Below are 22,453 nucleotides of genomic sequence, written 5' to 3' on the forward strand. Positions count from 1 at the left end.
TCCACCGGCGGCGCCTGCTCCAGCACCACGTGCGCGTTCGTCCCGCTGATCCCGAACGAGGACACCGCCGAACGCCTCGGCCGCCCCGTCTCCGGCCACTCCCGCGCCTGCGACAGCAGCTCCACGGCGCCCGCCGACCAGTCCACCTGCGCCGTCGGCTCCGCCACGTGCAGCGTCCTCGGCAGCACCCCGTGCCGCATCGCGAGCACGGCCTTGATGACCCCGGTGACCCCGGCGGCGAACTGCGTGTGCCCGAGGTTCGACTTCACCGAGCCCAGCCAGGCCGGCCGGCCCTGCGGCCGGCCCTGGCCGTACGTCGCCAGCAGCTCGACGGCCTCGATCGGGTCACCCAGCGCCGTGCCGGTGCCGTGCGCCTCCAGCAGGTCGACCTGGTCGGCCGTCAGCCGTGCCTCGGCCAGGGCCTGGCGGATGACCCGGCGCTGCGCGGCGCCGTTCGGCGCGGTCATGCCGTTCGACCTGCCGTCCTGGTTGATCGCGCTGCCCCGGACCAGTGCGAGCACCCGGTGCCCGTGCCGGCGGGCGTCGGAGAGCCGCTCGACCAGCAGCAGGCCGACCCCCTCCGCCATGCTCATCCCGTCGGCGCCGGCGCCGAACGCCTTGGAGCGGCCGTCGCGGGCCAGGGCGCGCTGGCGGGCGAGCTCCAGGATGCCGTCCAGGGTGGACATCACCGTCACCCCGCCGGCCAGCGCCAGATCGCACTCGCCCTGGCGGAGCGACCGGGCCGCGAGGTGCAGCGCGACCAGGGAGGACGAGCAGGCCGTGTCCACCGTGACGGCCGGCCCCTCCAGGCCGAGGGTGTAGGAGACCCGGCCGGAGGCGACACTGCCCGACCGTCCGTTGCCGAGGTAGCCCTCCAGCCCGTCCGGGACCCGGCTCAGCCGGGTGCCGTAGTCGTGGTAACCGAGGCCGGCGAAGACTCCGGTGCGCGAGCCGCGCAGCGTGTGCGGGTCGATGCCCGCCGCCTCGACGGCCTCCCAGGAGGTCTCCAGCAGCAGGCGCTGCTGCGGGTCCATCCCCAGGGCCTCGCGCGGGCTGATCCCGAAGAACTCGGGGTCGAACTCCGCGACGTCGTCCAGGAATCCGCCCTGCCGGACGTAGAACGTGCCGGGCACGTCCGGGTCGGGGTCGTACCGGCCGTCGATGTCCCAGCCCCGGTCCCGGGGCAGGTCGGCGATCACGTCCGCGCCGTCGGTCAGCAGCGTCCAGAGGTCCTGCGGTGTCCGCACGCCGCCCGGCAGCCGGCAGGCCATGCCGACGATCGCGATCGGTTCGGCCGCGGTGTCGGCGAGCTCGGCGTTCTGCCGGCGCAGCAGCTCGTTCTCCTTCAGCGAGAGCCGCAGGGCTTCGACGAGGCGGTCCTGGGTCTCAGCCATCTTTCCTCCACTGGCGGGTTCCGGGTCGGTCGGCGGCCGCGGGGCCGGTCCGCCGGGGCGGCGGGCCGGCCGGGCGGTCGGGGCGCGCGGTCATGTCGCGTTGCCGAACGCGCGGGCGATCAGGTCTTCGGCGTCCATGTCGTCGAGCCGGTCGAGCTCGTCGTCCGCTGGGGGCGCGGGGAGCGCGGAGGGGGACGGCGACGCGGACGGGGGCGCGGACGCCGGCCGGTCGCCCGGGCCGGCCTCGTCCGACCGGTCGGCGAGGCTCAACAGCACGTCGATCAGGCCGAGTTCGCGCAGCCGGTCGACCGGCAGCGTGGCGAGGGTCCGGCGGATCTCCTCCTCACCGGGTTCGGCACCGGTGCCGGTGTCGATCGCGACCGCAGTGCCGATCTCGCTCTCCGGCGCGTCGGGGAAGAGCTCCCGCCGCAACCGCTCGGCGAGTTCGCGCGCGCTGGGGCTCTCGAAGACGACGGTGGCGGGCAGCCGCAGCCCGGTCGCCGTGTTCAGCCGGTTGCGCAGCTCGACGGCGGTCAGCGAGTCGAAGCCCAGGTCCTTGAACGGGCGGTCCGCCCCCACCAGGTCTGGTCCGTCGTGGCCGAGCACGGTGGCGGCGTGACCCCGGACCGCCCGCAGCAGGACGCGGGCGCGTTCGGTCGCGGGCAGCCTGGTCAGCCGCAGGACCAGCGATCCGTCGTCCGCCCGGCCGGTGCCGACCGTCCGCCGCGCCGGGGCGACCAGGTCCCGCAGCAGCGGGGGGACGCCCTCGCCCCGTCCGCGCAGACCGGCCAGGTCGAGCGGCGCGGCGACGAGCATCGACCGGTCCAGCCGCAGGGCGGCGTCGAAGAGCGCGAGACCCTGTTCGGGTGTCATTCCGACGGCGCCGTTCCTGGCCAACCGGCCGTGGTCGGTCGCACCGAGGTGTCCGGTCATCCCGCTGCGGGGCTGCCAGAGCCCCCAGGCCAGCGAGAGCGCCGGCCGCCCGGTGGCCCGCCGCCGGGCGGCGAGTGCGTCCAGGAAGGCGTTGGCCGCCGCGTAGTTGGCCTGCCCGGGGCTGCCGAAGACGCCGGCGGCCGAGGAGTAGAGCACGAAGGCGGCGAGGTCCTGGTCGGCGGTGAGTTCGTGCAGGGCGAGGGCGGCGTCGGCCTTGGGCCGCAGCACCGCCGCCACCTGGTCGGCGGTCAGGGACTCCACCACGCCGTCGTCGAGCACACCGGCGGTGTGCACCACGCCGCTCAGCGGCGGCCGGACGTCGGCGAGCAGGGCGCGCAGCGCCTCCCGGTCGGCGGTGTCGGCGGCCGTGACGGTCACCTCGGCGCCCAACTCCCGCAACTCGGATTCGAGTTCACCGGCGCCCGGGGCTGCCGGACCGCTCCGGCTCACCAACAGCAGATGCCGCACCCCGTACTCGGTCACCAGATGCCGGGCCAGCAACGACCCGAGCGTTCCGGTACCACCGGTGACCAGCACCGTGCCCTCGGGGCCCAGTTGCCGGGGAACGGTCAGCACGACCTTGCCGACCAGCTTGGCCTGGCTGAGCCGGCGGAAGGCCTCGGGCGCCCGGCGCAGGTCCCAGCAGGTCGTCGGCAGGGGCGACAGCACGCCCCGCTCGAAGAGGTCCACCAGCTCGGCCAACATCTGCTGGATGCGGTCCGGCCCGGCGGCCGCCACCAGGTCGAACGCCCGGTACGTCACGCCCGGGTGGGCGGCGGCCACCTCGTCGGCGGCGCGGACGTCGGTCTTGCCCAGCTCGACGAACCGGCCACCGCGGGGCAGCAGGCGCAGCGAGGCGTCGACGAACTCCCCGGCGAGGCAGTCGAGGACGACGTCCATCCCGCGCCCGCCGCTGGCCGCCAGGAACGACTGCTCGAACCCGGTGGTGCGCGAGTCGGCGATGCGGTCGTCGTCGAGGCCGAGCGCGCGCAGGGCCGCCCACTTGCCCCGGCCGGCGGTGCCGTAGACCTCGGCGCCCCGGTGCCGGGCCAGTTGCACGGCGGCCGTGCCGACCCCGCCCGCGGCGGCGTGGATCAGCACCGACTCGCCGGCGCGCAGGTCGGCCAGGTCGTAGAGGGCGTAGTAGGCCGTGAGGAAGGCCACCGGCATGGCCGCCGCCTCGGTGAACGACCAGCCCTCGGGGATCCGGGCCACCAGCCGGGCATCGGCCACCGCCACCGGCCCGAAGGACTTGGGCAGCATGCCGAGGACGCGGTCCCCGGGCGCGAACCCGGTGACCCCCGGGCCGGTCTCCAGCACCACTCCGGCGCCCTCGCCGCCGAGGTACGCCGCCGGGTCCGGGTACATCCCCAGCGCGACCAGGGTGTCACGGAAGTTCAGCCCGGCCGCGCGGACGGCGATGCGCAGCTCTCCGGCGGCCAGTGGCGCGAGCGCCTCGGGGTACGGGGTCGGCGCGAGGCTCTCCAGCGTGCCCGACCCGTCGGTGGTGAGGTGCCAGGCGGGCGTGTCGGGCAGCGCCAGCTCGTCCCGGGCCGCCGCCCGGGCCAGGCGGGGGGCGTACAGGGCGCCGGCCCGGACGGCGATCTGGGGCTCGCCGGTGGCGACGGCGGCGTTCAGCAGCTCCGGCGCGACGGGGTCGTCGTCGAGGTCGACGAGGACGAACCGGCCCGGGTGCTCGGCCTGGGCGGTGCGGAGCAGCCCCAGTACGGCCGCGGCCGCCAGGTCCGGCGCGCCGTCCGTCGCCCGGGCGGCCACGGCGCACCTGGTCACCACGGCCGGCGGAGCGTCGCCCGAGGGAGCTTCGGCCAGCGTGGCCCGGATCTGCGTCAGCGCCTGCTGGACGGCTTCCCGGGCGGCCCGGGCCGGGTCGGGACCGGTCGGCTCGGTGACCGGGATCCGCGCCGACTGCGCGACCGGTCCGGCCGGGAGCGGAAGCGGCCTCCACTCCAGGTCGAAGAGCGCGTCGGGAGCGGCCGCGGCGGGCCGCCCGAGCGAACCGCCCGGGATCTCCCGGACCAGCAACGAGCCCACCGAGGCCACCGGTCGGCCCTCCTCGTCGGCGACCAGCAGCGACACCGTGTCCTCGCCGGTCGGCAGCAGCCGGACCCGCAGGATCGTGGCGCCCGAGGCGTGCAGGCGGTACCGGCTCCAGGAGAAGGGGAGCCGGGCGGCCTTGCCGACGCCCTGGACCGCCCAGGCGTGCAGGGCGCTGTCCAGCAGGGCCGGGTGCAGGGCGTAGCGACCGGCCGCGGCGCGTTCGGCCTCCGGGAGGCCGACCTCGGCGAAGATCTCCGACCCGCGCCGCCAGAGCGCCCGCAGCCCGCGGAACGCCGGTCCGTAGCCGTACCCGGCCTCGTCGAGGCGCTCGTAGAAGCCCGCCGTGTCCACCGCGACCGCGCCGGCCGGCGGCCAGACGCTCAACTCCTGGGCTTCCCCGGAGAGTTCACCGGGCGCTCCGGCGGGCTCGGCCGGGGCGAGGACACCGCCGGCGTGCCTGGTCCACGGCTGCCCCTCGCCCGGGCAGGCGTGGACGGTCACCGTCCGCCGTCCGGTCTCGTCGCGGTCCCCGACCGCCACCTGGAGTGCGACCGCCGACCGGTCGGGCAGCGGCAGCGGCGCCTCGATGACCAGTTCCTCGACGACCGGGCAGCCCACCTCGTCGCCGGCCCGGACGGCCAGTTCGACGAAGGCCGTGCCCGGCAGGACGGCGGTGCCCGCCACGGCGTGGTCGGCGAGCCACGGGTGGCTGCGCCGTGACACCCGGCCGGTGAGCAGCAGACCGTCGCCACCGGCCGGGGCGACCACGGCGCCGAGCAGCGGGTGGGCGGCGTCCGCCAGCCCGAGCCCGACGGCCGAGCCGCCGTGCTCGGCGGCTGCGGTCCGCACCCAGTAGCGGCGGCGCTGGAAGGCGTAGGTGGGCAGCTCGACCGGGCGGCCGCCGGCGGTGGCGGCACTCCAGTCGACGGGCAGACCGGCCGCCCAGAGCCCGGCCACGGAGGCCAGCAGCCGCGCCGGGCCGCCGTCGTCACGGCGCAGCGTGCCCGTCACGGTGGCGGTGGCGTCGGTGGTCCCGACGGTGTCCTCGATGCTGGTGGTCAGCACCGGATGCGGGCTGACCTCGACGAAGACCCGGTGGTCGTCGTCGAGCAGCGCCCGAGTGGCGGCCTCGAACTCCACCGCCTGCCGCAGATTGGCGTACCAGTAGGCTGCGTCGAGCTTCTGACCCTCCGTCAGCTTACCGGTCACCGAGGAGTAGAACGGCACGCTCGCCGGGCCCGGCACGACCGGCGCGAGCACCTCCAGCAGTTCGTCGCGCAGCCGCTCCACCTGCGAGGTGTGCGAGGCGTAGTCCACCGGAATCCGCCGGGCCCGCACCTCCCGCTCCTGACAATGCGCCACAAGCTCGTCCAGAGCTCCCGGTTCACCGGCCACCACGGTACCGGCGGGGCCGTTCAGCGCCGCGATCTGAATCCGGTCCTGCCAACGGCCGAGCAGCTCACCGACCTCCTCGGCGGGCAACGGAACGGACACCATGCCGCCGAGCCCGGCCAGCCCGGTCAGGGCCCGGCTGCGCAGGGCCACCACCCGCGCCGCGTCCGACAACGACAACGCCCCCGCCACACACGCGGCCGCGATCTCCCCCTGCGAATGCCCCACCACCGCCGCCGGCTCGACACCGTAGGAACGCCACAACTCGGCCAGCGACACCATCACGGCGAACAACGCGGGCTGCACCACATCGACCCGCTCCAACGACGGCGCCCCCGACCCACCGCGCAGGGCCTCGAAGAGATCCCAGTCGACGAACGGCTTCAACGCCTCCGCGCACTCGGCCATCCGGGCGGCGAAGACCTCCGACTCCGCCAGCAGCTCGACACCCATCCCGAGCCACTGCGAGCCCTGCCCCGGGAACACGAAGACGACGCCGTCGTGCGAGGTGACGCCGGACCGGACGATCCCCGCAGCGGGTCGATCCCCGGCGAGCGCGTCCAGGCCGCTCAGCAGCGCCTCCCGGTCCGCCCCGAGCACCGCCGCCCGCTCCGGCAGCGCCGCCCTGGTGGTCGCCAGCGAGTACCCGACGTCCCGCACCCCCAGCTCCGGCCGCTCCCGCAGATGCGCCGCCAAGCGACCCGCCTGGGCGCGCAGCGCGCCCTCGTCACCGCCCGAGAGCAACCACGGCGCCCCGGTGCCCGGCTCGGCCTGCGCCGGGGGATCCACCGGCGGCGCCTGCTCCAGCACCACGTGCGCGTTCGTCCCGCTGATCCCGAACGAGGACACCGCCGAACGCCTCGGCCGCCCCGTCTCCGGCCACTCCCGCGCCTGCGACAGCAGCTCCACGGCGCCCGCCGACCAGTCCACCTGCGCCGTCGGCTCCGCCACGTGCAGCGTCCTCGGCAGCACCCCGTGCCGCATCGCCTGGATCATCTTGATCATGCCGGCGGCGCCGGCGGCTCCCTGGGTGTGGCCGAGGTTCGACTTCACCGAGCCCAGCCACACCGGCCGGCCCTGCGGCCGGCCCTGGCCGTACGTCGCCAGCACCGCCTGCGCCTCGATCGGGTCCCCCAGCCTCGTCCCGGTGCCGTGCGCCTCCACCGCGTCCACCCCGTCGGCGGAGAGCCCCGCGTTGGCCAGGGCCTGCCGGATCACCCGCTGCTGCGCCGGTCCGTTCGGTGCCGACAGCCCGTTGCTCGCACCGTCCTGGTTGACGGCGCTGCCCCGGACCAGTGCGAGCACCCGGTGCCCGTGCCGGCGGGCGTCGGAGAGCCGCTCCAGCACCAGCAGGCCGACCCCCTCGGACCAGCCGGTGCCGTCGGCCGCGGCCGAGAACGGCTTGCACCGGCCGTCCGCCGCCAGGCCGCGCTGTCGCGAGAACCCGGTGAACGCGGCCGGTGTGGTCATCACGGTCACGCCGCCGGCCAGCGCCAGCGAGCACTCCCCCGAGCGCAGCGAACGGCTCGCCAGGTGCACCGCCACCAGCGCGGACGAGCACGCGGTGTCGACGGTGATCGCCGGGCCCTCCAGTCCGAGCGTGTAGGAGATCCGGCCCGACGCGACGCTGCCCGCACCCCCCGTGCCCGCGTACGCCTCCAGCTCGGACGCCCCCTCGGCCCGGTCGAGCAGCGCGCCGTACTCGTGGTAGAGCAGCCCCGCGAACACTCCGGTGTCGCTGCCCCGCAGGGCCGCCGGGTCGATGCCCGCGTGCTCGAACGCCTCCCAGGAGGCCTCCAGCAGCAACCGCTGCTGCGGGTCCATCGCCAGCGCCTCACGCGGGCTGATCCCGAAGAACTCCGCGTCGAACTCGCCAGGGTCGGCGAGGAAGGCGCCCGCGTCGACGTAGCTCTTGCCGGGGCGGTCCGGGTCGGGGTCGAACAGTGCGTCGAGGTCCCAGCCGCGGTTCTCGGGGAAGCTCCCGACCACGTCCCGGCCCGCCGCGACCGCCTCCCAGAGGTCCTGCGCCGAGTCGATGCCGCCGGGGAACCGGCAGGCCATGCCCACGATCGCGATCGGCTCGTCCTGGGCCGCTGCGGCGAGCGCGGCCGGCCGAGTGGCCGACGGCTCGCCGAACAGCTCGGCCTCCAGCCGGCGGGCCAGTACCACCGGGGTCGGGTGGTCGAACACCAGGGTGGCCGGCAGCCGCAGACCGGTGGCCGCGGCGAGCCGGTTGCGCAGCTCCACGGCGGTCAGCGAGTCGAAGCCCAACTCGCGGAAGGCGAGCGCCGGTTCGACCCCGGAGGTGGAGCCGTGGCCGAGTACCGTCGCGGCGTGCGAGCGCACCAGGTCCAGCAGCGCCCGCCCGCGCTCACCGGCCGGGCGGGCGGCGAGCCGCTCCGCCAGGGTGCCGGCCGCGCCGCCGTCGCCGGCCCGGACGACCCGCCGGCCCGGCCGCACCAGAGCGCGCAGCAGGGCGGGGACGGGAGCGTCCGCCGACCGGAGGCCGGCCAGGTCGAGCGCCATCGGCACCAGGGCGGCCTCGCCGGTCGCGAGCGCGGCGTCGAACAGCGCCAGCCCCTGCTCCGAGGAGAACGGCCGTACGCCGCTGCGGGCGATCCGGCGGTGGTCGGCCCGGTCCAGATGGCCCGTCAGGCCGCTGGCCTCGGCCCACAGGCCCCAGGCCAGCGACACGGCCGGGAGCCCCTGGGCCCGGCGTGCCTCGGCGAGCGCGTCCAGGGCCGCGTTGGCCGCCGCGTAGCCGGCCTGGCCGGCACCGCCGAGCACACCCGCGGCGGAGGAGAAGAGCACGAAGGCCGCGAGGTCCTCGTCCGCGGTGAGCTCGTGGAGGGCGAGGGCGGCATCGATCTTGGGCCGCAGCACCGCGGCCATCCGCTCCGGCGTCAGGGCGGCCACCAGGCCGTCGTCCAGCACTCCGGCGGTGTGCACCACGCCGGTCAGCGGGCGCCCGATGCCGGCGAGCAGGGCGCGCAGCGCCTCCCGGTCGCCGGTGTCGGCGGCCGCGACGGTCACCTCGGCACCCAACTCCCGCAACTCGGCTTCGAGTTCACCGGCGCCCGGGGCCGCCGGACCACTGCGGCTCACCAGCAGCAGATGCCGCACCCCGTACCCGGTCACCAGATGCCGGGCCAGCAACGACCCGAGCGTTCCGGTACCACCGGTGACCAGCACCGTGCCATCGGGGTCGAAGCGCGGGACCGGCGTGCCGACCTCGGACGGCGCCGCCCGCACCAGCCTGGGCACCAGCACCTCGCCCGCCCGGACGGCCAGTTGAGGCTCCCCGGAGGCGAGGACGGCCGGCGGCAGGAGCGGCACGGCGTCCGGGTCGTCGACGTCCACCAGGACGAAGCGGCCCGGGTGCTCGGCCTGCGCGGAGCGCACCAGCCCCCAGAGCGCCGCACCGGCTGGATCGGCGGCCTCACCCGGCCGGACGGCGGTCGCCGAGCGCGTGACCAGCACCAGCCTGCGCTGCGCCGACCGCTCGTCGGCCAGCCAGGACTGCACGGCGTCCAGCGCCCGCCGGGACAGCCGGTGCACCGCCTCGGCCTCGTCGGCCGCGTCGGGAGCGGCCGGGAAGTACTCGACGACCGGCGCGGAGTCGGCCGCGTCCGCGGCGCCCGACTCGGACGGACCGGGCGCCGGCACCCACCCGACCCGGTAGAGGGAGTCCCCCGCCGCGGCCCGGTCGCCGCCGAACTCCTCGGCGGAGACCGGACGCAGGGCCAGCGACCGCGCGGTCGCCACCGGCTGTCCGGACGGGTCGGCGACGGCCAGCGCCATCCGGTCGGGCCCGTCCGGCCGCAGGCGTACCCGCAGGACCGAGGCGCCCACCGCGTGGACGCGCACCTCGTTCCAGGCGAACGGCAGACGGGTGGGGGTGGGGGCGCCGTCGGCCGCACCGGCCCCGCCGTCCCCATCGGCCGCTTCGACCCCATCGGCCAGGAACGTGGCGTGCAGGGCCGCGTCGAGCAGCGCCGGGTGCAGCCCGTACCGGCCGGCCTCGGCCGACTGCTCCTCGTCCAGGCCGACCTCGGCGAACACCTCCGCCCCACGCCGCCAGGCCGCGCGCAGCCCGCGGAAGGCCGGCCCGTAGTGGTAGCCCTCGGCCACCAGCCGCTCGTACAGCCCCCCGGTCTCCAGGGCCACCGCACCGGGCGGCGGCCACGCACCGGCCTCGAAGGCGTCCGCCGACCCGTCCGGGGCCGGACCGGAGGCCGCCAGCACGGCGGTGGCGTGGCGGGTCCACGACCCGTCGCCGCCCTGCTCCGGACGGGCGTGGATCCCGACCTGCCGCACACCGGACGGCTGCGCGGCGCCCACCCGCACCTGCAACCGGAGGCCGCCCTGCTCGGGCAGGACCAGCGGCCGCTCGATCACCAGCTCGTCGAGCAGTTCGCAGCCGACCTGGTCGCCGGCCCGGACGGCCAGTTCGACGAAGGCCGTGCCCGGCAGGACGGCGGTGCCCGCCACGGCGTGGTCGGCGAGCCAGGGGTGGGTGTCCAATGAGAGGCGGTTGGTGAACAGGACCTCGTCGCTGTCCGCCGGCTCGATCACCGCGCCGAGCAGGGGGTGGTCCGCCGTGGCGAGTCCGGCGCCGGTCAGCCCGGCTGCCCCCGACCCGGAGGCGTTCAGCCAGTAGCGCTGCCGCTGGAACGGATAGGTCGGCAGCTCCACCCGCTGTGCGGGCACGCCGCCGAAGGCCGCCGTCCAGTCCACCGGCCGGCCCTGGACGTGCACCTCGGCGACCGAGGCGAGGAACCGGTCGAGTCCGCCGTCGTCGCGGCGCAGCGAGCCGGTGACGATGCCCTGGGCCCCGGCGGCCTCCAGGGTCTCCTGCACGCTCACCGCCAGCACCGGGTGCGGACCGACCTCGACGAAGACGCCGTGGCCCTGATCCACCAGCGCCCGTGTCGCGGGCTCGAAGGCGACGGTCCGGCGGAGGTTGCGGTACCAGTAGTCGGCGTCGAGTTCGGCGCCGGTCAGCCACCGCTCCTCGACCGTCGAGTAGAACGGCACGCTCGCCGGGCCCGGCACGACCGGCGCGAGCACCTCCAGCAGTTCGTCGCGCAGCCGCTCCACCTGCGAGGTGTGCGAGGCGTAGTCCACCGGAATCCGCCGGGCCCGCACCTCCCGCTCCTGACAATGCGCCACAAGCTCGTCCAGAGCTCCCGGTTCACCGGCCACCACGGTACCGGCGGGGCCGTTCAACGCCGCGATCTGAATCCGGTCCTGCCAACGGCCGAGCAGCTCACCGACCTCCTCGGCGGGCAACGGAACGGACACCATGCCGCCGAGCCCGGCCAGCCCGGTCAATGCCCGGCTGCGCAGGGCCACCACCCGCGCCGCGTCCGACAACGACAACGCCCCCGCCACACACGCGGCCGCGATCTCCCCCTGCGAATGCCCCACCACCGCCGCCGGCTCGACACCGTAGGAACGCCACAACTCGGCCAGCGACACCATCACGGCGAACAACGCGGGCTGCACCACATCGACCCGCTCCAACGACGGCGCCCCCGACCCACCGCGCAAGGCCTCGAAGAGATCCCAGTCGACGAACGGCTTCAACGCCTCCGCGCACTCCGTCAGCCGATCCCGGAAGACACCGGACGCCTCGGCCAGCTCGACCGCCATGCCGACCCACTGCGCACCCTGGCCGGGGAAGACGAAGACCGTCCGGCCCGGGCCCGGGCCCGCCGCCACGCCGCGGACCACGCCCGGCGCCGGAGCGTCCTCGGCCAGGGCGGCGAGGCCCTGCAACAGGCTGTCCGCATCGGTGCCGAGCAGTACCGCACGGTGCTCCAGGACGGCCCGGGTGGTCGCGAGCGCGTGCCCGACCGCCGCCGGGCCCGGCACCGGGTCGGCCGCCGGACGGTCCTGGAGGGCCGACCGCAGGCGCGCGGCCTGCTCGCGCAGTGCGGGCGCGCTCCGCGCCGACAGCAGCCACGGCACCACGGCGGGCGGGCCGGGCACCGCCGGTACGGCGGCGGGCTGCGGCGCTGCGGGTACGCCGGCGGGCTGCGGCGCTGCCGGTGCCTCGGCCTGCTCCGGCTCCGTTGCGGCCGGCGCCTGTTCGAGGACGACATGGGCATTGGTCCCACTCATGCCGAACGAGGAGACCCCGGCCCGGCGCGGGCGGTCGGCCGCCGGCCACGGCCGGGCCTCGGTCAGCAACCGGAGCGCGCCCGAGGACCAGTCGATGTGCGGGGACGGCTCCTCGGCGTGCAACGTCCTCGGCAGGACTCCCTTCTGCATCGCCATCACCATCTTGATCACCCCGGACACGCCGGCCGCACCCTGGGCATGGCCGACGTTGGACTTCAACGAGCCCAGCCACAGCGGCTGTTCGGCGGGCCGCTCCCGACCGTAGGTGGCCAGCAGCGCCTGCGCCTCGATCGGGTCACCGAGCCTGGTGCCGGTGCCGTGCGCCTCGACGACGTCCACCTCCGTGGCGGACAGCCGGGCGTCGGCCAGCGCCCGCCGGATCACCCGCTGCTGGGAGGGGCCGTTCGGCGCGGACAGCCCGTTCGACCGACCGTCCTGATTGACCGCCGACCCGCGCACCACCGCCAGGACCTGATGGCCGTTGCGGCGCGCGTCCGACAGCCGCTCGACCAGCAGCAGCCCGACCCCCTCGGCCATGCCGAAGCCGTCCGCGCCGGCCCCGAAGGCCCGGCAGCGCCCGTCCGTGGACAGGCCGCGCAGGCGGGAGAACCGGACGAACTCCTCGGGGGTGAGCATCACCGTCACCCCGCCGGCCAGCGCCAGCGAGCACTCGCCCGACCGCAACGACTGGACGGCGAGGTGCAGGGCGACCAGCGAGGAGGAACAGGCGGTGTCGACCGTCACCGCGGGGCCCTCCAGCCCCAGGGTGTAGGAGATCCGGCCCGAGGCGACGCTGGCGGCGCTGCCGGTACCGACGTGCCCCTCCAGATCGGCCGGGATCTGCGCGCCGCGCCGCGCGTAGTCGCCGTAGACCACCCCGGCGAACACCCCGGTGTCGGTGCCGCGCACCGACACCGGATCGATGCCCGCGTGCTCGAAGGCCTCCCAGGCGGTCTCCAGCAGCAGCCGCTGCTGGGGGTCCATCGCCAGCGCCTCACGCGGCGAGATGCCGAAGAACCCGGCGTCGAAGTCGGCGGCGTCGTGGAGGAACCCGCCGGCCCGGACGTAGGAGCGGCCCGGCACGTCGGGGTCCGGGTCGTAGAAGTCCGTGAGGTCCCAGCCGCGGTTGACGGGCAGCGCCGAGATCACGTCGGCCCCGGACGCCACCAGGTCCCACAGGCCCTCGGGCGAGGTGACCCCGCCGGGCAGCCGGCAGGCCATGCCGACGATCGCGATCGGCTCCTGGCGGCTGTCCTCCACCTCCCGCAGGCGGTCGCGGGTCTCGCGCAGCTCGGCGGTCACCCGGTTGAGGAAGTAGCGCATCCGGTCGTCATTCATGAGCGTTTCCCTCTGCGGAGTGATCGGGCTGGTAGATGCCGAACTCGTCGCCGAGGAGCCCGATCAGCTCGTCGTCGGTCACGGCTTCGAGTTCGGTGACGGTGTCGGCGGGGCCGGCGGCGCGCGACGCGGTGGCGCGCCAGCCGGCCAGCAGGTCCTGCAGGCGGTCGCCGACCGCCTGCCGTTCGGCCCCGGCGACCGAGGCGGCGGAGAGGATCGCCGCCAGCCGGTCCAGTTCCGCCAGGATCGGCACCACGGTGGTGTCGGGGCGCGGCGCCAGCTCGGCGTACAGGTGGTCGGCCAGGGCGGCCGGCGTCGGATGGTCGTAGATCAGGGTGGCGGTCAGCCGCAGGCCGGTCGCCGCCCGCAGACGGTTGCGCAGTTCGACGGCGGTCAGCGAGTCGAAGCCGAGGTCCTTGAACGGCTGGTCCGGCTCGATCGCCTCCGGCGAGGAGTGCCGCAGGACGGTCGCGATCACCGGCCGGACCAGCTCCAGCAGCGCCCCGGGGCGCTCCGCCTCCGGGAGCTCCGCCAGCCGACGGGCCAGGTCGGTCGACGGCCCGTCCTGCCCGCCCCCGGCCGCCGGACCGGACGGGGCGGGCCCGCGCCGCGCCGCCCGGAGGTCGCCCAGCAGGGGCGCGTTCCAGGCCGGGTCGTCCCAGGCACAGCGCAGGACGGCGACGGAGGTCTCGTCGTGGTCGAGGATCCCCTGGAGGACGTCCAACGCCTGGGCCGGGTCGAGGTCCTGGGCGCCGTGGCGGCGGATCCGGTCCTCGGCGGCGGGGCCGGCCACGACGGCGCCGTCCCAGTGGCCCCAGGCGATGGCGGTGGCGGGCAGGCCGTCGGCGCGCCGCTGGTGGGCCAGGGCGTCCAGATAGGCATTGCCCGGCGCGTAGTTGGCGTGCCCGGCCAGACCGCAGATACCGGCGAAGGAGGAGAACAGGACGAATGCGGAGAGGTCCAGGTCCTTGGTCAGCTCGTGCAGCACCAGGGCGCCGGCTGCCTTGATCCGCAATACGCGCTGCATCTGATCGACCGTCACCGTGTCGAGCAGGGCGTCGTCGAGCAGGGCGGCCGTGTGGATCACGGCGGTGAGCGGGTACTCCGCCGGCAGTCCGGCCAGCACCTGCGCCACCGCGGTCCGGTCGGACAGGTCACAGGCGGCCGTGGCGACCCGCGCACCCGAGGCGGCCAGCTCGGCGAGGAACTCGTCTTCCTCCCAGGCGACTTCGCTCAGGAGAAGCAGGTGTTCGGCGCCGTCGCCGGCCAGCCGACGGGCGACGTGACGGCCGAGGGCACCGGTGGCACCCGTGATCAACACGGTGCCCCGGGGCTCCCACGCGCGAACGGCCGCCCGACCGGCCAGCGGCGCCCGCTCCAACCGGCGGACGAACAACCCGGAAGCCCTGACCGCCAGTTCGTCTTCACCGTGCCCGCCCAGGAGAGCGAGGACCGCGGCCTCCACCGCCTCCCTCCCCGGACGCTCGGGCAGGTCCAGTACGCCGCCCCACCGGTCCGGCTGCTCGGCGGCGACCACCCGGCCCAGGCCCCAGATCGTCGCCTGCTCCGGACTCGGCACCCGCTCGTCGACCCCGACCGCCACCGCGCCACGCGTCACACACCACAACGGCGCGGAAACACCGGCGGCCTCCAGGGCCTGCACCAGGGCCAGCGTCGCCGCCAGCCCCCACGGCACCGCCGCACCACCAGCCGCCGACCCCGGCCCACTCGCCAACAACGACACCACACCGGCCGGCGCGCGATCCTTCAACACCGCCGCCAACGACTCACGGTCACACTCGTCACCCACCACCAACGTGCTGGTCCGCACACCGCGTTCGGCGAAGGCCGCCTCCAGCACCGCGCCCCACTCACCGTCCGCACCCGCACGCGGCACCACCAGCAGCCACTCGCCCCCGGACACCTCCGCGGCAGCCACCGCGCCCAACGGCTGCCAGACCACGCGATAGCGCAACGCGTCCACCGCCTCCAACGGCGAACCGTCCGCCCGCTCCAACCAGAACCGCTCCCCCTGGAAGGCGTACGTGGGCAGATCCACCCGACGACCACCACCGGTGGCGGCGCTCCAGTCCACCGGCACGCCGCGCACCCAGACCTGCGCGGCCGAGGCGAGGAAGCGGTCCAGGCCGCCCTCACCACGACGCAGAGTCCCCACCACGACGGCCGAGCCGCCCGACTCCTCCACCGTCTCCTCGACGGCCAGGTTCAGCACCGGGTGCGCACTGCTCTCCACGAACGCCCGGAACTCATCGGCCGCACAGGCCCGGACGGCCTCCGCGAAGGCCACCGGCTCCCGCAGGTTCCGGTACCAGTACTCCGCGTTCAACTCCGCCGGGTCCAACAGGCTGCCCGTCACGGACGAATAGAACGGCACGTCCGCCGGCCGGGGCACGACATCGCCCAGGACGTCGAGCAGCTCCTCCCGGACCGACTCGACCTGCGCGGAGTGCGAGGCGTAGTCCACCGGAATCCGCCGAGCCCGCACCCCCCGCGCCTCACAGTCCGCCAGCAGCTCCGCCAACGCCGACGGATCCCCCGACACCACCACCGAGTTCGGCCCGTTGACCGCCGCCAGGGACAACCGGGCGCCGCTTGAAGCCACCAACTCCTCAGCGTCGGAAGGGCTCAGTGCCAACGACACCATCCCACCCAACCCCGCCAGCCCCCGCGCGATCACCCCACTACGCAGGGCCACGATCCGCGCCGCGTCCTCCAGCGACAACGCGCCCGCCACACAGGCCGCCGCGATCTCGCCCTGCGAATGCCCCACCACCGCGGCCGGCTCCACACCGTAAGAGCGCCACAACTCGGCCAGCGACACCATCACCGCGAACGACACCGGCTGCACCACATCCACCCGCTCCAACGACGCGGCCCCGGACACACCCCGCACCACATCCAGCAGGTCCCACTCGACGAACGGCCGCAACGCCTCCGCACACTCCACCAACCGCGCCGCGAACACCGGCGAGGAATCCAACAACTCCGCACCCATCCCCACCCACTGCGCCCCCTGACCCGGGAACACGAACACCGCACCCGCAGCGTCCAGCAGGTCCGCCGTACCCTCCACGATCTCAGGCGACAGCTCGTCGGACGCCAAAGCGTGCAGACCCGCCAGGCCCTGGGCCCGGTCCCCCGCGACGACCACCGCCCGGCGCTCCAACTGCGCACGCCCCGCAGCCAACGAGAACCCCACGTCCAGCACACCGGTCTCGGCCCGACCCTCCCACCAGGCCGACAACCGCTCCGCCTGCCCCCGCAACGCCGACCCACCCCGCGCCGACACCACCAACGGCACCACCGGCAGGGCCACCGACGGAAGGGGCTCCTCGATCGGAGCCTGCTCCAGGACCACATGGGCGTTGGTCCCGCTGATCCCGAAGGAGGAGACGGCGGCCCGACGCGGCCGCTCCCCCGGGAGCCAGTCCCGAGCCTCCGTCAACAACTCGACCGCCCCCGAGGACCAGTCGATGTGCGGAGAGGGCTCATCCACGTGGAGCGTCCTCGGCAGCAGACCCGCCCGCATCGCCGACACCATCTTGATCACACCCGCCACACCCGCCGCGGCTTGAGTGTGGCCGATGTTCGACTTCACCGACCCCAACCACAGCGGCACACCCTCGGCACGGTCCTGGCCGTAGGTGGCGAGCAGTGCCTGCGCCTCGATCGGGTCACCCAGCGTGGTCCCCGTCCCGTGCGCCTCCACCACGTCCACGTCCCGCGCCGACAACCCCGCGTTCGCCAACGCCTGCCGAATCACCCGCTGCTGCGACGGCCCGTTCGGCGCCGTCAGACCGTTCGACGCACCATCCTGATTCACCGCGCTGCCACGCACCACCGCCAACACCGAATGCCCCAACCGCCGAGCATCCGACAACCGCTCCACCAACAGCACACCGACACCCTCGGCCATCCCGAAACCATCGGCATCCACCGAGAACGACCGGCACCGACCGTCCCTCGACAACCCCCGCTGCCGCGAGAACTCCACGAACATCCCCGGGGTCGACATCACCGTCACCCCACCCGCCAACGCCAGATCACACTCACCCGACCGCAACGACTGCACCGCGAGGTGCAACGCCACCAACGACGACGAACACGCCGTGTCCACCGTCACCGCCGGCCCCTCCAGGCCCAACGCGTACGCCACCCGCCCCGACAACACACTCCCCGCGCTGCCGGTCACCGCGTAGCCCTCGACCTCGGCCGACGCGTCGCGCAGCAAGGTCGCGTAGTCCTGCATGCTCAGGCCCGCGAACACCCCGGTCCGGCTGCCCCGGGCCGATTCGGGGTCGATCCCCGCCCGCTCGAAGGCCTCCCAGGCCGTCTCCAGCAGCAACCGCTGCTGCGGATCCATCGCCAACGCCTCACGCGGCGAGATCCCGAAGAACCCCGCGTCGAAGTCGGCAGCGGCGTCCAGGAACCCGCCGGTGCGAACGTAGGAGCGCCCGGACGCGTCGGGGTCGGCGTCGTACAGGCCGGCGAGATCCCAGCCACGGTCGGCGGGCAGGCCCGAGATCGCGTCCGTCCCCGCTTCGAGCAGCCGCCACAGGTCCTCCGGCGAGCGCACCCCGCCGGGGAGCCGGCAGCTCATCCCCACGATCACGACGGGCTCGTCGGAGCCGACCGTCGCCGGGAGGACGGCTGCGGCGGCCGGCGCCCGGCCGAAGAGTTCGGCGTGCAGGTGGTCGGCCAGGGCGGTGGGTGTCGGACGGTCGTAGATCAGGGTGGCGGTCAGCCGCAGGCCGGTCGCCGCCCGCAGGCGGTTGCGCAGTTCGACGGCGGTCAGCGAGTCGAAGCCGATGTCCTTGAACGCGCGGTTGGGCAGGACGGAGTCGTCGGACGGGTGCCGCAGGACCGAGGCGACGACCTGGCGAACGATGTCCAGCAGTGCCTTCCGCTGCTCCTCGCCGGAGAGTCCGGCCAGGCGGCGCAGCAGATCCGACGATCCGTCGGACGTGGTGGCGGCCCTCCGGCCCGGCTCGGCCTCCGGGCGATCGGCGGCGAGGAGCTCGCTCAGCAGCGGGACCGGCCGGGCCCCCGCGCCAAGCCCCGTACCGTCCCAGCGGGTGCTGAAGACGGCGACCGAGGTCTCGTCGTGGTCGAGGATGCCCCCGAGCGCGTCCAGTGCCAGCTCCGGCCGGAAGGTCAGCACTCCGCGTCGGCGGATCTGCTCCTCGATGGCGGGGGCCGCGATGCCGCCCCCGTCCCAGTGGCCCCAGGCGATGGCGGTGGCGGGCAGGCCGTCTGCCCGCCGCTGGTGGGCCAGGGCGTCCAGATAGGCGTTGCCCGGCGCGTAGTTGGCGTGCCCGGCCAGACCGCAGGTGCCGGCGATCGAGGAGAACAGGACGAAGGCGGAGAGGTCCAGGCCCTTCGTCAGCTCGTGCAGCACCAGGGCGCCACCGACCTTGACCTGCAGCACCCGCTCCATCTGGTCGACCGTCAGATCGCCTAGCAGGGCGTCGTCGAGCAGGGCGGCCGTGTGGATCACGGCGGTGAGCGGGTACTCCGCCGGCAGTCCGGCCAGTACCTCCGCCACCGCCCCGCGGTCGGACACGTCACAGGCGGCCATGGTGACCTGTGCACCCAGCGCGGTGAGTTCGGCCTCGAAGGCGTCGGCGTCGGGTGCGTCACGGCCGCTGCGGCTCAGCAGGAGCAGGTGGTCGGCGCCGTCGCCGGCCAGCCGCCGTGCGACGTGACGGCCGAGCGCGCCGGTGGCACCGGTGATCAGCACGGTGCCCCGGGGCTCCCACGCCCGGACCGGCGCCACGCCCGCCAGCGGCGCCCGCTCCAACCGGCGGACGAACAACCCGGATGCCCTGACCGCCAGTTCGTCCTCACCGTGCCCGCCGAGCAGGGCGGCGACGGTGGCCCGAGCGACCTCGCCGCCGACGGACTCCGACACATCCACGATGCCGCCCCACCGGTCCGGCAGCTCGGCGGCGACCACCCGGCCCAGGCCCCAGATCGTCGCCTGCTCCGGACTCGGCACCCGCTCGTCGACCCCGACCGCCACCGCGCCACGCGTCACACACCACAACGGCGCGGAAACACCGGCGGCCTCCAGGGCTTGCACCAGGGCCACCGTCGCCGCCAGCCCCCACGGCACCGCCGCACCACCGACCGCCGACCCCGGCCCACTCGCCAGCAACGACACCACACCGGCCGACGCGCGATCCTTCAACACCGCCGCCAGCGACTCACGGTCACACTCGTCACCCACCACCAACGTGCTGGCGCGCACGCCGTGTTCGGCGAACGCCGCTTCCAACGCCGTGCCCCACTCACCGTCCCCGCCCCCGTCCGGCACCACCAGCAGCCACTCGCCCCCGGACACCTCCGGGGCGGGCACCGCGTCCAACGGCCGCCAGACGACCCGGTAGCGCAACGCGTCCACCGCCCCCAACGGCGAAGCACCCGCCGGCTCCAACCAGAACCGCTCACCCTGGAAGGCGTACGTCGGCAGATCCACCCGACGACCACCCGTCGTCGCCACCGCCCAGTCCACCGGCACGCCGCGCACCCAGACCTGTGCGGCCGAGGCGAGGAAGCGGTCCAGGCCGCCCTCACCACGACGCAGCGTCCCCACCACGACGGCCTGGTGGCCGAGTTCCTCCACGCTCTCCTCGATACCCGGACCGAGCACCGGGTGCGGGCTCACCTCGACGAAGACCCGGTAACCCTGCTCGGACAACCGGCGCACCGCCCGGTCGAAGCGCACCGTCTCCCGCAGGTTGCGGTACCAGTACTCGCCGTCCAGCCCCTCGGTCTCCAGGAAGTCCCCGGTCAGCGTCGAGCAGAACGCCACCCCCGACGCCCGCGCCGCGCCCGACCCCAGGACGTCGAGCAACTCCTCCCGGACCGACTCGACCTGCGCGGAATGCGAGGCGTAGTCCACCGGAATCCGCCGAGCCCGCACCCCCCGCGCCTCACAGTCCGCCAGCAACCCCTCCAACGCCGACGGATCCCCCGACACCACCACCGAGTTCGGCCCGTTCACCGCCGCCACCGACAACCCGGAGCCGCTAGCAGCCACCAACTCCTGTGCCTTCGACAGGCCCAGCGCCAGCGACACCATGCCACCGCGCCCCGCCAGCCCCTCCGCGATCACCCGGCTGCGCAGCGCCACGATCCGCGCCGCATCCGACAGCGACAACGCGCCCGCCACACAGGCCGCCGCGATCTCGCCCTGCGAATGCCCCACCACCGCGGCCGGCTCCACACCGTAGGAACGCCACAACTCGGCCAGCGACACCATCACCGCGAACGACACCGGCTGCACCACATCCACCCGCTCCAACGACGCGGCCCCGGACACACCCCGCACCACATCCAGCAGGTCCCACTCGACGAACGGCCGCAACGCCTCCGCACACTCCACCAACCGCGCCGCGAACACCGGCGAGGAATCCAACAACTCCGCACCCATCCCCACCCACTGAGCCCCCTGCCCCGGGAACACGAACACCACACCCGCAGCGTCCAGCAGGTCCGCCGTACCCTCCACGATCTCAGGCGACAGCTCGTCGGACGCCAAAGCGTGCAGACCCGCCAGGCCCTGGGCCCGGTCCCCCGCGACGACCACCGCCCGGCGCTCCAACTGCGCCCGCCCCGCCGCCAGCGAGAACCCCACGTCCAGCACACCGGTCTCGGCCCGACCCTCCCACCAGGCCGACAACCGCTCCGCCTGCCCCCGCAACGCCGACCCACCCCGCGCCGACACCGCCAACGGCACCACCGGTGGAGCGACCGAAGGATCCCGGACCGGAAGCGGCTCCTCCTCGGGCGCCTGCTCCAGGACCACGTGCGCGTTGGTCCCACTGATCCCGAAGGACGACACCCCGGCCCGAAGGGGCTGCTCCCCCGACTGCCACTCCCGGGCCTCCGTCAACAACTCCACAGCCCCCGAGGACCAGTCGACGTGCGGCGAGGGCTCATCGGCATGCAGCGTCCTGGGCAGCAGACCCGCCCGCATCGCCGACACCATCTTGATCACACCCGCCACACCCGCCGCCGCCTGCGGGTGCCCGATGTTCGACTTGACGGACCCGAGGTACAGGGGGCGGTCCGCCGAGCGCTCCTGGCCGTAGGTGGCGAGCAGCGCCTGCGCCTCGATCGGGTCACCCAGCGTGGTCCCCGTCCCGTGCGCCTCCACCACGTCCACGTCCCGCGCCGACAACCCCGCGTTCGCCAACGCCTGCCGAATCACCCGCTGCTGCGACGGCCCGTTCGGCGCCGTCAGACCATTCGACGCACCGTCCTGATTCACCGCGCTGCCACGCACCACCGCCAACACCGAATGCCCCAACCGCCGAGCATCCGACAACCGCTCCACCAACAACACACCGACACCCTCGGCTATCCCGAAACCATCGGCATCCACCGAGAACGACCGGCACCGACCGTCCCTCGACAGCCCCCGCTGCCGCGAGAACTCCACGAACATCCCCGGGGTCGACATCACCGTCACCCCGCCCGCCAACGCCAGATCACACTCACCCGACCGCAACGACTGCACCGCGAGGTGCAACGCCACCAACGACGACGAACACGCCGTGTCCACCGTCACCGCCGGCCCCTCCAGGCCCAACGCATACGCCACCCGCCCCGACAACACGCTGAGCGTGTTACCCGTCAGCAGATAGCCGCCCAGCTCGTCCGAGCCCTCGTGCAGCCGGGGGCCGTACTCCTGCGAGAGCGCACCGGCGAAGACACCCGTCCGGCTCCCCCGCAGCGAGGCCGGATCGATCCCCGCCCGCTCGACCGCCTCCCACGACGTCTCCAGCAGCAACCGCTGCTGCGGATCCATCGCCAACGCCTCACGCGGCGAGATCCCGAAGAACCCCGCGTCGAACTCCGCGACACCCTCCAGGAACCCGCCCGCCCGGACGTAGGAGCGCCCGGACGCATCGGGGTCGGCGTCGTACAGGCCGGCGAGATCCCAGCCACGGTCGGTCGGCAGCGGGGCGACCGCTTCTCCGCCCGCCACCACCAGCCGCCACAGGTCCTCCGGCGAGCGCACCCCGCCGGGGTAGCGACACCCGATCCCCACCACCGCCACCGGCTCGGTCGACGCGGCCTCCACCGCACGCAAGCGCTCCCTGGTCTGCCGCAGATCGGCCGACACACGCTTCAGGTAGTCGAGGAGCTTCTCTTCGTTATCCATCGGGAATCCGTCCAACGGG

3 protein-coding genes are annotated in these 22,453 nt (G+C 74.7%); all 3 read right to left on the minus strand.

Translation table 11 applies throughout. The annotated features are described in order from the left end of the window. A partial coding sequence (locus ACFVYI_RS34235) for a type I polyketide synthase (protein ID WP_387892792.1) occupies positions 1 to 1,394 on the minus strand: 1,394 nt, incomplete at its 3' end. A gap of 90 nt (positions 1,395 to 1,484) precedes the next feature. After that, the gene (locus tag ACFVYI_RS34240; RefSeq protein ID WP_387892793.1) at positions 1,485 to 13,241 is read right to left on the minus strand and encodes an SDR family NAD(P)-dependent oxidoreductase; all 11,757 of its coding nucleotides are present in this window, start codon (positions 13,239 to 13,241) and stop codon (positions 1,485 to 1,487) included. Further along, complete coding sequence (locus ACFVYI_RS34245; protein WP_387892795.1) at positions 13,234 to 22,434, minus strand: SDR family NAD(P)-dependent oxidoreductase; 9,201 nt, start codon at positions 22,432 to 22,434, stop codon at positions 13,234 to 13,236. Before ACFVYI_RS34245 ends, ACFVYI_RS34240 begins: the two co-directional genes overlap by 8 nt. Positions 22,435 to 22,453: the final 19 nt, after the last annotated feature.

Origin of the sequence: Kitasatospora sp. NPDC058218 (assembly GCF_042882445.1) — a bacterium.
Taxonomy (GTDB): Bacteria; Actinomycetota; Actinomycetes; order Streptomycetales; family Streptomycetaceae; genus Kitasatospora.